General features: G+C 61.7%; 15 protein-coding genes, 1 tRNA gene and 1 riboswitch. Of the genes, 10 read left to right on the forward strand and 6 right to left on the reverse strand.

Going from position 1 to position 14,037, the window contains the following annotated elements; all coding sequences use genetic code 11:
• Positions 1-441: aconitase family protein (locus QZZ60_RS06610; RefSeq protein WP_295639553.1), on the reverse strand; the 441-nt coding region annotated here is incomplete at its 3' end.
• A gap of 299 nt (positions 442-740) precedes the next feature.
• On the opposite strand from QZZ60_RS06610, the gene QZZ60_RS06615 reads away from it, so the two are divergent.
• The 7 genes from QZZ60_RS06615 (at position 741) to thiE (ending at position 6,803) form a co-directional block, all read left to right on the forward strand.
• Positions 741-1,556, forward strand: coding sequence for an LpxI family protein (locus QZZ60_RS06615; protein ID WP_295639557.1), 816 nt, complete (start codon positions 741-743; stop codon positions 1,554-1,556).
• Between the two features lie 32 nt (positions 1,557-1,588).
• A complete protein-coding gene (locus QZZ60_RS06620; protein ID WP_295639560.1) occupies positions 1,589-2,971 on the forward strand; it encodes a Na+/H+ antiporter NhaC family protein in 1,383 nt (460 codons plus the stop codon).
• A gap of 10 nt (positions 2,972-2,981) precedes the next feature.
• Positions 2,982-3,085: riboswitch (TPP riboswitch) on the forward strand.
• Positions 3,086-3,143: 58 nt separating this feature from the next.
• Positions 3,144-3,344, forward strand: a complete 201-nt coding sequence (thiS, locus tag QZZ60_RS06625) for a sulfur carrier protein ThiS (protein ID WP_295639563.1) — start codon at positions 3,144-3,146, stop codon at positions 3,342-3,344.
• A 1-nt stretch (position 3,345) separates the two neighbouring features.
• Positions 3,346-4,116, forward strand: a complete 771-nt coding sequence (locus QZZ60_RS06630) for a thiazole synthase (protein WP_295639566.1) — start codon at positions 3,346-3,348, stop codon at positions 4,114-4,116.
• A 273-nt stretch (positions 4,117-4,389) separates the two neighbouring features.
• The gene (gene thiH, locus QZZ60_RS06635) at positions 4,390-5,541 is read left to right on the forward strand and encodes a 2-iminoacetate synthase ThiH (RefSeq protein ID WP_295639569.1); all 1,152 of its coding nucleotides are present in this window, start codon (positions 4,390-4,392) and stop codon (positions 5,539-5,541) included.
• Between the two features lie 2 nt (positions 5,542-5,543).
• Positions 5,544-6,152, forward strand: a complete 609-nt coding sequence (thiF, locus tag QZZ60_RS06640) for a sulfur carrier protein ThiS adenylyltransferase ThiF (RefSeq protein WP_295639573.1) — start codon at positions 5,544-5,546, stop codon at positions 6,150-6,152.
• A gap of 9 nt (positions 6,153-6,161) precedes the next feature.
• Complete coding sequence (thiE, locus tag QZZ60_RS06645) at positions 6,162-6,803, forward strand: thiamine phosphate synthase (protein WP_295639577.1); 642 nt, start codon at positions 6,162-6,164, stop codon at positions 6,801-6,803.
• Between the two features lie 166 nt (positions 6,804-6,969).
• Here thiE and QZZ60_RS06650 read toward each other — a convergent pair whose 3' ends face one another.
• A complete protein-coding gene (locus QZZ60_RS06650) occupies positions 6,970-7,257 on the reverse strand; it encodes a hypothetical protein (RefSeq protein WP_295639580.1) in 288 nt (95 codons plus the stop codon).
• A 292-nt stretch (positions 7,258-7,549) separates the two neighbouring features.
• Here QZZ60_RS06650 and QZZ60_RS06655 point away from each other — a divergent pair, with 292 nt between their 5' ends.
• The gene (locus QZZ60_RS06655; RefSeq protein WP_295639583.1) at positions 7,550-8,380 is read left to right on the forward strand and encodes an Mrp/NBP35 family ATP-binding protein; all 831 of its coding nucleotides are present in this window, start codon (positions 7,550-7,552) and stop codon (positions 8,378-8,380) included.
• Between the two features lie 158 nt (positions 8,381-8,538).
• Here QZZ60_RS06655 and feoB read toward each other — a convergent pair whose 3' ends face one another.
• Positions 8,539-10,758, reverse strand: a complete 2,220-nt coding sequence (gene feoB, locus QZZ60_RS06660; protein WP_295639586.1) for a ferrous iron transport protein B — start codon at positions 10,756-10,758, stop codon at positions 8,539-8,541.
• A complete protein-coding gene (locus tag QZZ60_RS06665; protein ID WP_294485892.1) occupies positions 10,758-10,991 on the reverse strand; it encodes a FeoA family protein in 234 nt (77 codons plus the stop codon). The genes feoB and QZZ60_RS06665 overlap by 1 nt, the downstream gene beginning before the upstream one ends.
• 294 nt (positions 10,992-11,285) lie before the next feature.
• On the opposite strand from QZZ60_RS06665, the gene QZZ60_RS06670 reads away from it, so the two are divergent.
• Positions 11,286-12,239 carry an ABC transporter ATP-binding protein gene (locus QZZ60_RS06670; RefSeq protein ID WP_295639591.1) on the forward strand — a complete coding sequence of 318 codons (954 nt, stop codon included), beginning with the start codon at positions 11,286-11,288 and terminating at the stop codon, positions 12,237-12,239.
• 64 nt (positions 12,240-12,303) lie between these two features.
• Positions 12,304-12,390 (forward strand) — tRNA-Leu (locus QZZ60_RS06675).
• 87 nt (positions 12,391-12,477) lie between these two features.
• On the opposite strand, the gene QZZ60_RS06680 is transcribed toward QZZ60_RS06675, so the two are convergent.
• Positions 12,478-13,197, reverse strand: coding sequence for a cytochrome b/b6 domain-containing protein (locus QZZ60_RS06680; protein WP_295639593.1), 720 nt, complete (start codon positions 13,195-13,197; stop codon positions 12,478-12,480).
• Positions 13,194-13,961: a 4Fe-4S dicluster domain-containing protein gene (locus tag QZZ60_RS06685; protein ID WP_295639596.1), complete on the reverse strand. Its 768-nt coding sequence runs from the start codon at positions 13,959-13,961 to the stop codon at positions 13,194-13,196. The genes QZZ60_RS06680 and QZZ60_RS06685 overlap by 4 nt, the downstream gene beginning before the upstream one ends.
• Positions 13,962-14,037: the final 76 nt, after the last annotated feature.

Consider the following 14,037-nt stretch of genomic DNA (forward strand, 5'->3'; position numbering starts at 1 on the left):
GTAGGGTTCCCCGGCCATGGCAAGGGCCACGGAAAGACCGCCGGCGCCCATGGCGAGACAGCCCATGCCGCCGGCGTTGGGGGTATGGCTGTCGGATCCGAGAAGCACGCGGCCGGGCCGGGCGAAGTTTTCCAGATGAAGCTGATGACAGATGCCGGTGCCGGGAGCGGAGTACACCGCGCCGAAGCGCTGCGCCGCCGTGCGCAGGAAGCGATGGTCGTCGGGATTGCGGAACCCCATCTGCAGCGTATTGTGATCCACATAGCTTACCGAAAGCTCGGTACGAACGGAAGAGAGGCCCAGGGCTTCAAACTGAAGCCAGGCCATGGTGCCCGTGGCGTCCTGCGTAAGCGTCTGATCCACACGAAGCCCGATTTCCTTTCCGGGGATCATCTCCCCTTCCACCAGGTGGGCACTGATAATCTTGTGAGCAATGTTCATGGCAAAACCTTTCATGGCCGACAGGGCCGGCCCGTCATGCGCGGCCTTTTGACGATCGGCCGCAACAAATCCGCAGACTTCGCCCCCGAAAAACTCGGGAACCGGTCCCGGACACACGTTGGAAGGCTCCATTTATACAAGGATAATGCACGAAGGGCAAGAGTCGATGTAGAAGAGCTCCGCGCCAGGAAGGGATTCTCCCTTCCGCCGCGCGTCCGGAAAAGCGGAACGCGTCATGGTTGCAGAGCCGAGGGGATGGGCGTATACTGCCTCCGATTTTTTTCACATCCGGAGTTCCCATGGCAGAGAATATCGGCATCATCGCAGGCGGCGGACAGTTTCCCCGCCTTGTGGCACAGCAGGCCCGAGCCGCAGGTCTCGGCGTGATCATCTGCGGCTTTCAGGGGCATACCGACCCCGCCACCGCCGCATGCGCCGACGTGTTCGAACTGCTCCACCTGGGGCAGCTCGGCCGCATGGTCAGCTTCTTCAAGGAGCACGGAGTTTCGCGCGTCTGCATGGCCGGTTCCATCAGCAAGCCCAAGGCTCTGGAATTCCGTCCCGACTGGCGGGCCGCCAAGCTCCTCTTCTCGCTGAAGAAAAAAGGCGACGACGCGCTTTTGCGCGCCATCATGGCCGACATAGAAAAGGACGGCATACGAATCGTCGCCTCCGCCGATCTCGCACCGGGCCTGCGGGCCCCCGGCGGAACGCTCACCCGCCGCGCCCCCACCGAGGAGGAATGGAAGGACATCCGCTACGGCTGGCCCATCGCCCGCAGCATGGGCGCGTTCGACATCGGTCAGTGCCTCATCGTGCGCGAAGGCATGGTCATGGCCGTGGAATGTCTTGAAGGCACGGACGCCACCATACGCCGCGGGGCCGAGCTCGGCGGCGAAGGATGCGTCGCCATCAAGATGGTGAAGCCCGGACAGGACGAACGCGTCGATCTGCCTTCCGTGGGGCTTGCCACCATACGCAATCTGGTGGAGCACCATTATGCGGCCCTGGCCATTCAGGCAGACAAGACCCTGTTCTTCGACCGCGAGGAAGCCCTGCGGCTTGCCGATGAAAACGGCCTCGCCGTGGTGGCTCTGCCGGACGATTTCGCCTGATTTTCCCGCCGCCTCCCTTTCCGGACGTCATCATGCCATTCTCATTCTCTTCCGCCGGCCGCGTCTCGCGCGGCCAGATCGTCACGCTCGGCCTCTTTGTCGCCGGTCTTGTCCTCTGCCTTGCCGCAGGCCTTTCCCTGCTCTGGGCCCTCGGATTCGGCGTGGTCTGCTTCAGCCTTCACGCCCGCAGCACGGGCATAGCCTTCCCCGAGATCGTCCGGCTGCTTCTGCGAGGCGTCAGGCGCATAGCCAACATCCTCACCATATTCACGCTTATAGGCATGCTCACGGGCGCCTGGCGCATAAGCGGCACCATTCCCATGCTCATCGACTGGGCGCTCTCCCTCATCAACCCCACGTTTTTCGTGCTCTGGAGCTTTCTGCTCTGCGCGGCGCTGAGCTCCCTCATCGGCACGGCCTTCGGCACCGTGAGCACGCTCGGCGTCGTGTGCATGCTCATGGCGCACACGGCAGGCTTCAACGAAGTGCTCGTGGGCGGGGCCATTCTGAGCGGCGTGTACGTGGGGGACCGCTGCTCCCCCATGTCCTCCAGCGCGGCGCTCGTATGCGCCCTCACCCACACCGACATTTACGGCAACTTCAAAAGAATGCTCAGAAGCGGCGCCGCGCCCTTTCTGCTCACCTGCGCGGGATATGCCCTGCTTTCCCTTCTCGGGCCTGAGCACGTCATGCCCGAAGGTGCCACCGACGCCCTGCGCGCAAACTTCACCTTCAACGCGTGGGTGCTGCTTCCGGCCGTCGTCGTTCTCGTTTTCGGGCTCCTGCGCATAGACGTGAAAATCGCCATGGCCGCCAGCATCGTACTGGCCTGCGGTGCTTCTCTCGTCTTTCAGCACTGCTCTCTCTCCGCTCTTGCCTCCACCATGCTGCTCGGCTACCGCCCGCCCGTCGACGACATCGCCATGCTCAGGGGCGGCGGCATCATCTCCATGGTCAACGTGGTCGCCATTGTGGCCATATCCTCATCCTATTCCGCGCTTTTTGAAAGATCAGGACTCCTGAACAGCTTTGAAAACATGGTGGAGCGCACGGCAGCGCGCATCGGCGCCTTCCGGACCACGGCCCTCGTGGGACTTCTCACCACAGGACTTTCCTGCAACCAGACCCTCTCCATCATTCTCACGCGTCAGCTCTGCGCCCATGCCCAGCACAACCGCCGGGAAATGGCCATGTATCTGGAAAACAGCGTGGTTCTGCTCTCCGCCGTTCTGCCCTGGAGCATCGCCTTTTCCATGTGCAGCCTCACCCTGCAGCAGGACCCGGCCATCATCGTCTTCGCCCTGTATCTGTGGATGGTTCCCCTGTACTGGAGCCTCAGATCGCGGAACGTTCATCAGTCCTGCCTGAGACCGCCCTCCGAAATTTTCCTTGCCAAAAAAAGTCGCCGGGTTTAAAAACAACCCGTTCACCAGCTAGGGGAGCCTTACGGCTGAGAAAGAGGATAATGCCTCTGACCCTTGGAACCTGATGCAGTCAGCACTGCCGAAGGGAAGCTCGGTTTCCTTGCAGGAAGCCTCACGTCCACCCCCTTTGGTGGACGTTTTTTTTCATCACAGCGAGGTTTCCATGCGCATCACTGTCAACGGCGAACCTGAAGAAATCACCGAAGGCCTCACCCTGCTCGACCTCATCATCGGACGCGGTATCGACCCCGGCGTCGTCGTCGCCGAACTCAATCGCGACATCGTTGCCAGAGACAACTTCGCTGCCGTGCGTCTCAACCCGGGCGACAGCCTGGAGCTCCTGCACTTTGTGGGAGGAGGTTAATATGCAGCAGTCCGACAAGCTTGTCATCGGCGGCGTTGAACTTGACAGCCGTCTCTTCATCGGCACCGGAAAATACCGTGACGACGCCCTCATCCCGGCCGTATGCGAAGCCAGCGCCGCCGAGGTCATCACCGTGGCCATGCGCCGCGTGGACAAAAGCGGCGCCGGAGTCATGGGGCACATCCCCTCCTCCATGCGGCTGCTTCCCAACACGTCCGGCGCGCGCAACGCCGAAGAGGCCGTGCGACTCGCCCGTCTCGCCCGTGCCGCAGGCTGCGGCAACTGGATAAAGATCGAGGTCATATCCGACACCCGTCACCTTCTGCCCGACGGCTACGAAACCGCAAAGGCCACCGAAGTTCTGGCGAAGGAAGGCTTTACCGTCCTGCCCTACATCAATCCCGACCTCTATGTGGCCCGCGCCTGCGTTGACGCCGGAGCCGCGGCCGTCATGCCCCTCGGTGCTCCCATCGGCACCAACAGGGGCCTGCGCACCAGGGAGATGATAGGCATTCTCATTGAAGAAATAGAACTGCCCATCGTAGTGGACGCCGGCATAGGCCGTCCTTCCCAGGCCTGCGAAGCCATGGAAATGGGCGCAGCCGCCTGCCTCGTCAACACCGGCATCGCCTCTTCCGACGATCCCGTCGCCATGGCCTCGGCCTTCCGCCGCGCCGTGGAAGCCGGTCGCGCCGCCTACCTTGCCGGAGCCGGCGCCGTGCACAGCGGCGGAGCCGTGGCCTCTTCTCCCCTCACGGGCTTTTTGCGCTGACAAGACGCAGCGCCGGCCCCCGTCGTCCCGCCGCTCCTCTGCGCGCCGGTCTGACGAACACTGAACTCTGCGATCAGGGGATCTTCCCGCCGTCTTCTCGCTTCTGAGGGTCCGGGCGGACGAAAGAACGCCTCATGTCGGCCGACTCTTCCGTCACGCCCGGGCGACGGCGAGACCTCCGTCCCCTTTCGCTGCGATCCGCCCGCGCGGATCAGGAAAGGGAGCGGGCTTCCGACAAACGCTCCCGCAACGCAACATAAAGGCACAATGCTTATGGATACTCCCGTTCTGGCTGATACCTTCGCGCCGGGCGAGGCGCACTTCGACGAATGTCTGGCCGAGTGGCCCAGAGAACGCCGCGCGGAACTGGCCGCAAAGGCCACGGAACACGACGTGCTTGCCGCACTCCAAAAGGATGCGCTTCGTCCCGAAGACTTCATGGCGCTGCTCTCCCCGGCGGCGGAACCCTACCTCGAACAGATGGCCCGCCGTTCCCGGGAAATCACGCTGCGTTTCTTCGGCCGTGCCGTCAACATCTTCTCGCCCCTCTACGTCTCCGACATCTGCACGAACCACTGCCGCTACTGCGGCTTCAATGCCGACAACCATCAAAAACGCCGTCACCTCTCGGTGGACGAAGCGGAGGCCGAAGCCTTCGCTCTGGCCGACGCAGGCATAAGCCACATTCTTCTGCTCACCGGCGACGCCCGTCACATCGCCTCTCCCGAGTACATTGCGGACGTGGCGAAGCGCATCAAGCCGCGCTTCGCCTCCGTGGGCGTGGAGGTATATTCCCTCACGCTGGATGAATACCGCCTGCTCATACGAAACGGCGTGGACAGCATGACCATGTTCCAGGAAACCTACAATCCCGAGCTGTACGCATGGCTGCATCCGGCAGGTCCCAAGCACGACTTTCTGTGGCGGCTCAACACGCCCGCCCGTGCGGCGAAGGCCGGCATGCACAGCGTGGGCATAGGCGCGCTCATGGGACTTGACGAGTTCATTCACGACGCCTTCTGCACTGGCCTGCACGCCTGGTGGCTGCAAAAGCACTTCCCCGGAACGGACATCGGACTTTCCGTGCCGAGAATGTGCCCGCACGAAGGCAGCTTCGAGGTGAAGCACGGCGTGGACGACAGAAAGTTCGTCCAGTACATCACCGCGCTGCGCTGCTTTCTGCCGCGCTGCGGCATCACCGTGTCAAGCCGCGAAAGCGCCGACATGCGCAACCACATCGTTCCCATCGGCGTCACCCGCGTGTCCGCGGGCGTGTCCACGGCCGTGGGCGGACGCGTCGTGGAGGCGGAAAACTCCGGTCAGTTCGACATTTCCGACCACCGCCCCGTGCAGGAAATGACCCGAGACCTTGCCGCTCTGGGCTATCAGGCCGTGGCCAAGGACTGGGAAGCCTGCGACTTCTAGCCATGCTTGAAGGTGCTCTTTCCTGCTTTACGGCAGCGCAGAGAATCAGGCTCGAGTCCGCCCGCGTGGGCATTGCCGGAGCGGGCGGACTCGGCTCCAACGCGGCCGTGATGCTCGCCCGCTCCGGCGTGGGCCATCTCATCGTCATCGACGGCGACATCGTGGAACCTTCCAATCTCAACCGGCAGCACTACTTCCCCGCCCACGTGGGACGCGCCAAGACCGAGGCCCTCAAGGAGCAGCTTCTCTGTCTGAATCCCGATCTGGACGTGGATGCCCGCAGGCTCTGGCTGGACAGGAACAACATTCCCCCGCTGCTCGATGCGGCGGACCTCTGGATCGAGGCTCTGGACCGTGCCGAAACAAAGGCGCTTTTCGTCTCGGCCGCCGCTGCCGCAAAAAAAACCGTCATCTGCGGCTCGGGCATGGGCGGCTTCGGCGGATGCGCCATGACGCGCCGCAGCCTCGGCCGCATCATCGTGGTGGGCGACATGAAGACCGACGTCGCCGACAGGCCTCCTCTCGCTCCCCGCGTCATGCAGTGTGCCGCCATGCAGGCCGATGCGGCTCTGGAATGGCTGCTCAACGGAACCATTGAAGCTTTACTTTAAGGATTTGCCATGGCCCGCATACTTCCCGGACAAACCGACATCTACGCCCTTACCGATTCCCGTCTCGCCCTCGGGCGCAGCGTGGAGGAACAGGCCCGAGCTCTGCTTGATGCCGGGGTGAAGATACTGCAGTACCGCGAAAAGCACGCCCATGCAGGCGTGATGCTTGAAGAATGCCGGACGCTCCGCCGCCTCACCGCTCAAGCCGGAGCGTGCTTCATCATCGACGACCACGTGGACATCGCCATGCTGGTGGACGCGGACGGCGTTCATGTGGGACAGGACGACCTGCCCGTGCCCGAGGTGCGGCGTCTTCTCGGACCGGACAAGATCATAGGTCTGTCCACGCACAGCCCCGAACAGGCGAAGGCCGCCGTGGCCGCCGGAGCCGACTACATAGGCGTCGGCCCCATTTTTGCCACGCAGACCAAGGAAGACGTGTGCGCGCCTGTGGGACTTTCCTATCTTGAATGGGTGGTCGCCAACATCCGCCTTCCCTTTGTGGCCATAGGAGGCATCAAGGAGCACAACATCGCAGAGGTGACAAGACGCGGCGCAACGTGCTGCGCTCTGGTTTCCGAGCTTGTAGGGGCACCGGACATTGCGGACAAAGTCCGCGCCGTGCGCGCGGCCATGCGCGAAGGAAACTGACCGTCCGCCCGAACAAACGCTCCCTCCCGTCTTTCCCTCGACGGAAGAGACAGCGTCCCGAAACCGTCTTTCTGACTGCGGAAAACGCCAGGCGTGCTGCACGACGCTCCTGTCCGGGGCCTTCCACCCGCCGCCGCTTCCCGGGACGGCCCGCTTTTCCAAAGGCTCAGCGGTCCGTCCCGTCCGCATTCACGCTCATCACGGGCATGATGCGGGGCTCCTTCCATTCCGGGTATCTGGCCAGCAGAATGGGAAAAAGCTCATTTCTGTCCGTCACGCCTTCCGGTACGTCGCCTGCGGCCACGAAATAGGAAATCCGGGCATCCGAGCCTTCCATGACGCTGCGGCTGGTCACGAACACATGGCCTGTGCCCAGAGCGAAGGCCTCGGCCTCGGCATAGGTTTCAAAGGGGTGGACGTTGCCCGCCGCATCGTGAAATTCAAAAAGAATCATACGCTCTCCGAAAACGTTGCCGGCCGGTACAGAATGCGCCGGCCATGACCGAACCTTACGTCCCGGAACAGCGGCGTCAAGAAAAAAACGCCGCCTGCGCAAGGCTCCCTCGCCCACGGCTCTTTTTCTTTATGCATCCGACCTCCCCTGCTCCTTCAGCGCCATGAATTTTCTGCCGCGCCGCAAAGGAACAAATCGTCTCCCGACTTGTCAGACCCAGCGGAAAGAACTATAGGAAAGGGACGCACATCACCCGGCGAACCGTCCGCCGGTACAAAAAGGAAGTCTTACTATGAGCGATTGCGATCACAAGTGCGGCAGCTGCGGCCAGGACTGCGCGGAACGCACCGAACCTGTCGACATGAAGGTGAAGCTTCACAAATTCTCCACCGTAAAGAAGGTCATCGGCGTCGTGAGCGGCAAGGGCGGCGTCGGCAAGTCCCTCGTCACGGGCCTGCTCGCCTCCAAGATGCAGAGCCGCGGCTCCCATGCCGCCGTGCTTGATGCCGACATCACCGGGCCTTCCATCCCCCGTCTGTTCGGACTCACGCAGCGCATGTCCGGCACGCAGCTCGGCCTGAACCCCGTCCGCTCCGCCACCGGCGTGGACATTGCCTCCATGAACCTTCTGCTGGAACACGACACCGATCCCGTGGTGTGGCGCGGTCCTGTCATCGCCAACGTGGTCACGCAGTTCTGGTCCGAGGTCATCTGGAACAACGTGGACTACATGTTCGTCGACATGCCTCCGGGAACCGGCGACGTTCCGCTCACGGTTTACCAGTCCCTGCCCATCGACGGCATCGTCATCGTCACCTCTCCGCAGGAACTCGTGTCCATGATCGTGGAAAAGGCCGTGAACATGGCCCGTCTCGACGGGCTGAACATCCCGGTCGTCGGTCTTGTGGAAAACATGTCCTACTTCGTATGCCCCGACTGCGGCAAGCGCCAGTACATCTTCGGCGAAAGCCATCTTGAGGAAATCGCCAGGCAGTACGGCATCGAGCACACCGCCCGCCTGCCCATCGATCCGGCCATCGCCAAGGCCTGCGATCAGGGCGCCATCGAAGCGGTCAAGAGCCCCTGGCTCGACGATCTGGCCGACGCCATCAGCCGTCTCTAGCGGCATGCGTGCCTGAACGCGCCAGCGTCTCGGAACGGCGGCAAGTCATGCCTCCGGTGCCGCCTGAGCGCCGCTCATGGACGCATCTTACCAAAACATAAAAAAGCGACCGTCTTCTTTCGGAAGACGGCCGCTTTTTTTACACCGGACAGATTTCGTTACCAGCGGGACAGGATCTGATAGGCCGCCGTGGCCACGACCATGGCCACGCAGGTGTTGAACACGAAGCTGAACAGGGCCCACTTTACGGATCCCGTCTCCGTGCGGATGGTGACGAGGCTCACGAAGCAGGGTGCGTACAAAAGCACGAACAGCAGGAAAGACACCACGGAGGGAATGTTCCAGCTCTTGTCCCTGGCGATGAACTGCGCAAGAGAGCCGGATTCCTCATTCGCGTCATACATGGAATACGCCGTGCCGAGAGTGGTCACGATGACTTCCTTGGCCGCCAGTCCGCCGAGCAGGGAGACGTTGGCCTCCCAGCCGAAACCGGCGTAACGGGTCAGCGGCTCCATGGCGGCGCCGATGCGTCCGGCCACGGTATGCCGGAGCGTGTCTTCATTGAACCGTCCTATCTCCGCATGCATGGCGGCCTCGACGGATTGCCGCATTTCGGAGCCGGGCTGCGCCGCGTCGAGCTGACTCTGAAGCGCGGCCAGCGTGGTTTCGTGCGCCTGCACTTTGTCTTCAGGCAGTCCGGGATAGGCCATGGCCGCCCACACCACGATGGATATGGCAAGAATGACGGTGCCCGCCTTCTTCAGATATTCCCAGGTGCGCTCGCCGGCATGGATGACCATGCCCTGAAGCGTGGGCATGCGGTAGGGGGGCAGTTCCATGACGAAGGGCGTGGCCGGTCCCTTGATGAAGGAAGAACGCAGGAACCTCGCGGCCAGCATGGCCACGACCCAGCCCGTGAGCGTGAGCCCGAACATGACGAGGGCCTCGTTGCCGGGGAAGAACACGCCGGAAAAGACGATGAACACGGGAAGCTTGGCGCCGCAGGCCATGAAGGGAACCGTGAGCAGCGTGGCCAGCTTTTCACGGGGACTTCTCAGCGTGCGCGCGGCCATGATGCCCGGTACGGCGCAGCCGCCGGCAATGCCGCCTCCGAGGATGTACGGCACCACGGAAGCGCCGTGCAGACCGAAAATGCGGAAAATTCTATCCAGCATGTAGGCCATGCGCGCCATGTAGCCGGAGTCTTCCAGAATGGCTATCTGCATGAAGATGAGCAGAATGAGCGGAACGAAGCACATGACGCCGCCCACGCCGTCGATGATGCCCGACGTTATCATGGACTTGAGCACGCCGTCGGCCATGTTGCTGTCAACGATGTCGCGCAGCCAGGCAAAGAGCGATTCCACCCACTGCATGGGTATCTCGCCGAGCGTGAAGGTGATGCGGTACATGAGGTACATGATGGCGAGCATGATGAGCGGCCCCATGAACTGATGCGTCAGAATGTGGTCCGCCCTGTCGGACAGATCCATGCGCTGGGCGATGTCGTCGCGTCTTGTCAGAACGCCGCGCAGAAGCGAGCTTATGTACCCGTAGCGGTAGTCGGCAATGATGGCTTCGGCGCTCGTGCCGAGGGTGACCTTCAGATGGGCCTCGACCTCGTCGATGTGTTCCTTCACGTGCGCCATGACCTCGGGCTTGTCGTGACTGAGCTCGGAGAGAATCTCCTCGTCGTTTTCCAGAAGCTTCAGTGCCAGCCAGCGGGTGGGATAGGGAGCGCAGCCCACGCCCTCCTCGTCGAGGGACTCGGTCAGATGCTTGAGCACTGGGTCGAGGTCCGGCCCGTAGGATATGCACAGAGGCTGCCAGGGCTTTCCCTCGAACTTCCGGCTGAAGGCCAGAGTCTCACGCAGGTATTCCTGCAGGCCTTCACCGGTTCTGGCCACGGTTTCCACCACCGGCACGCCGAGACGCGCGGAGAGCTCGGCCACATCGATGCTCATGCCCATGGCGCGGGCTTCGTCCATCATGTTGAGACCGACGGACACGGGAACGCCCATTTCCATGAGCTGAACGACCAGATACAAATTGCGCTCAAGCGCGCCGGCGTTGAGCAGCGCCATGACGGCCAGAGGCTTTTCCGTGCCTATGACGCGACGCGCCACCCGCTCTTCCTGCGTGTAGGCCGTAAGGGAATACGCGCCGGGAAGATCTATGATGCGTATGGCCTCGCCGTCGCAGTGGGCGATGCCCTCCTTCTGTTCCACGGTGATGCCGGGATAGTTGCCCACATGCTGACGGGCGCCGGTGAGGGCATTGAACGACGTTGTTTTTCCGGAATTCGGATTTCCGGCGAGCGCAAGCGTGGGCAGGCTGCTGCTCGGCCGCCCGTCATCGGAATGATGAAAATAGGACATCAGTCTACCTTCTCCACCAGAATGAAATCAGCTTCATTGTTGCGCAGGCTCAGGGTAAAGCCCGGCAGGCGGAGGGCTACGGGGTCACGCAGAGGAGCGCGGCCTATCACTTCCACTTCGGCTCCGGGCACCAGTCCCATGTCGCGAATGCGACGCCCCAGTTCCCCGTCGGCGCGTACAGAAGCTATGCGTGCCTTGGTACCTACAGGAAGAGAACGAAGAGGTATGCTCATAAAAACATCCTTAATGCTGAGGGTTGTTCTCCTCGCATCGGAAGCTTCAGAGCGCAGGTCCGGCACAGGAAACGTTCCGCCTGACTTCTCGGGCATGCTGTCGTGAAACGACTTCGCCCTGAATATCCCGATACGAAATGCGGTTTCAACAAGCTAAACTCACGTCGCCGCCTTGTCAAATCATAGCAGGCCTCTCTTGCCCCTGTTTTCAAGCTGTGTCATAGTCGGCCGATGCCTTTGCCCGTGTCCCCAAAGCACGGGACTCCCCTTTCACCTTTCTTCCCGGCCAGAGTTATGTCCGTTCTGCTTGACGTTCAGCATCTTACCGTCTCCTTCGGCTCCACCCCCGTCGTACGCGATGTCAGCTTTCAGCTTTTCCCGGGACGCACGCTCTGTCTTGTGGGCGAATCCGGCTCAGGCAAGAGCATGACCGCCTTTTCCATCATGCGTCTGCTCCCCTCTCCGGGACGCGTGACTTCCGGCTCGCTGCTTTTCGACGGCGAGGATCTGCTGACGCTTGATGAAAAGGCCATGCGTTCGCGACGGGGACGCGACATTTCCATGATCTTCCAGGAGCCCATGACCTCCCTGAATCCCGTGCTCCGCATCGGAAAACAGCTCGCGGAGCCTCTGGAAATCCATGAAGGCCTGCACGGACGCGCCGCCGAAGAGAAAGCCGTTAACCTTCTGGAGCTCGTGGGCATACCCGACGCGCGACGCAGGCTGAACGACTATCCGCATCAGTTTTCCGGCGGCATGCGCCAGCGGGTGATGATCGCCATGGCCCTTGCCTGCGCTCCCAGACTGCTTCTGGCCGACGAGCCCACCACGGCCCTCGACATCACCATTCAGGGACAAATTCTGCGCCTGCTCGGCAGGCTGGCCCGGGAACGCGACATGGGCGTTCTGCTCATCACCCACGACCTCGGCGTGGTGGCGGAGGCTGCGGACGACGTGGCCGTCATGTATGCCGGAGAGCTCATGGAACAGGCCCCCGTCGCCGCCTTCTTTGAACGCCCCCTTCACCCCTACTCGCAGGGGCTCATGGCCTGCGCTCCGCTTCTCGGCAATCACGACAGCGAAAGGCTCCCTTCCATTCCGGGCATGGTACCGCTTCCCTCCGAGCTGCCTGAAGGCTGCTGCTTCCGTCCCCGCTGTCCCTTCGCCTCGGAACAATGCCTTCAGGCCCCGCCGCTCGTTCCCGTCGGAGAAGGCCGCATGGTCCGGTGCTGGAAGGCTTCCGCATAAAATTTTTCCAAAGCAGAAAAAAACGCTTGCCAAAGTCCGTCAAATTTACTAAGAACATTCCTGCGCCGAAGTGGTGAAATTGGTAGACACGCTAGGTTCAGGGTCTAGTTCCCGTTCGGGAGTAAGAGTTCGAGTCTCTTCTTCGGCACCATGTTTCAAACGGAAAATTCAGGCTTTCCGTTTTTTTGTTTCATGTCCCAACAGCGCGGAGTCATTGCCACTCCGCGCTGTTTTCTTTTTATTCTCCCAATCGTCCACCTTTCTTTTTAATTGAGGCGTACCACAGCGGGTTATGATGCCTGACGTGCTCTTCCGGCACAAAACCCGTGAACATGGAACGCAGTGCCGGACCTTCACCGGGAGCCAGCGCGGCCATGTAGATGTGCACAGGCAGAAGAACGGCCATGACGGCGGCACAGCAGAAGTGAATGAAAATGCACCACTGCAGCACGGTTTCCGAAACGGCGTATTCGATATTGCCGGAGAAGAAGCCCATGACCACGCCGGTTACGGCCAGGCCGACACTGGCGATGACCGCCACCACGGCCACCATGCGCTGGCCCGCGTTGTAGAAGCCCTGAGGAGGCAGCGCGGGGTCGATTCCCATCTTCATGGTCTTTTTCGGACCAAGAACCAGCCAGAGGCCCTTCTTCATGCACCATGTGATGTCGCTTCTGAGCTGGAACGTGGTCACTTCACGCAGAAAAGGCAGAACCTCGCGACGGGAGAACAGCAGAATATAGCAGGCGTAAACGACGACCCATACGGAGCCGACAATAAGATGGGCCACAAGCAGCCCTCTTCCGCCGAAAATGCCGTGCCAGAAGTCAATCCACCACTGACCGATGGGCTGCATATCGCCGACAAGCAGCGCAAAACCGGAAAAAAGCAGGAATATCCAGCAGACGGCATTGAACCAGTGCATGAATATTGCGGAACGGGAATGTCGCCGGATCATGCATTATCCTCCTTTTCGTGCTTGTCGTCATCAGAGGCGGCGAGCTTCTTTTCCGCCGCGATTTCCGCATCTTCCTTTTCCGAAGACTTGACGAGCTGACGCACGAAGGTGCCCGTCAGCGCGGCGAGAACCAGACCGCCCACCCAGGTGACGCCCTTGGCCAACGGAGGAATCGCGCCTACCGGATGGCTCACCGTGCTGGCCTCGGGAAGCTGCTCGGGGGTGGTGCTGTCAAGATAGGTCAGCGTAGGCCTGGCTCCGCTGCCGAGCGGAATAACATGCACGGCCTTGCGGGTGGCAAGCACCTTCGCCACATCGGAAGAAGGATCGTCGGCGTCGCCGAAGATGCGGCAGTGCATGGGGCACACGGCCACGCAGGCCGGAGTCTGACCGGGCGTGCTGCCGTGGCAGTAGTCGCACTTGTCGGCGGTACCGGTTTCGGGATGACGGAATCTCGCGTGGTACGGGCAGGCGTCGATGCAGCTTCCGCAGCCTATGCAGCGGGAACGGTCGATTTCCACGGTGCCGTCCTCGGCCTTCCAGGTGGCGCCGGTCGGGCAGGCGCGCACACAGGAGGGATCATCGCAGTGCATGCAGGCGCCGGGCTGGAACTTGAATCCGCAGGGGGAACTTTCGCTGCCCGTTTCGTGCACCCAGTTGCGCGAAAGCCCGTAGGGAACATGGTTGCGCTGCTGGCAGGCTATGATGCATGCCTTGCAGTCCATGCACTTTTCAGAATCAATGACCATGACATATCGAGCCATGACTCACCTCTCATATTTTTCTCAGACGGCATCCCGTGCAGTTGTGCTGTGCGGAAATGCGGTCCCAGTAATTCGG

This window comes from uncultured Mailhella sp. (assembly GCF_905187505.1).
In the GTDB taxonomy this organism is placed as follows: domain Bacteria; phylum Desulfobacterota; class Desulfovibrionia; order Desulfovibrionales; family Desulfovibrionaceae; genus Mailhella.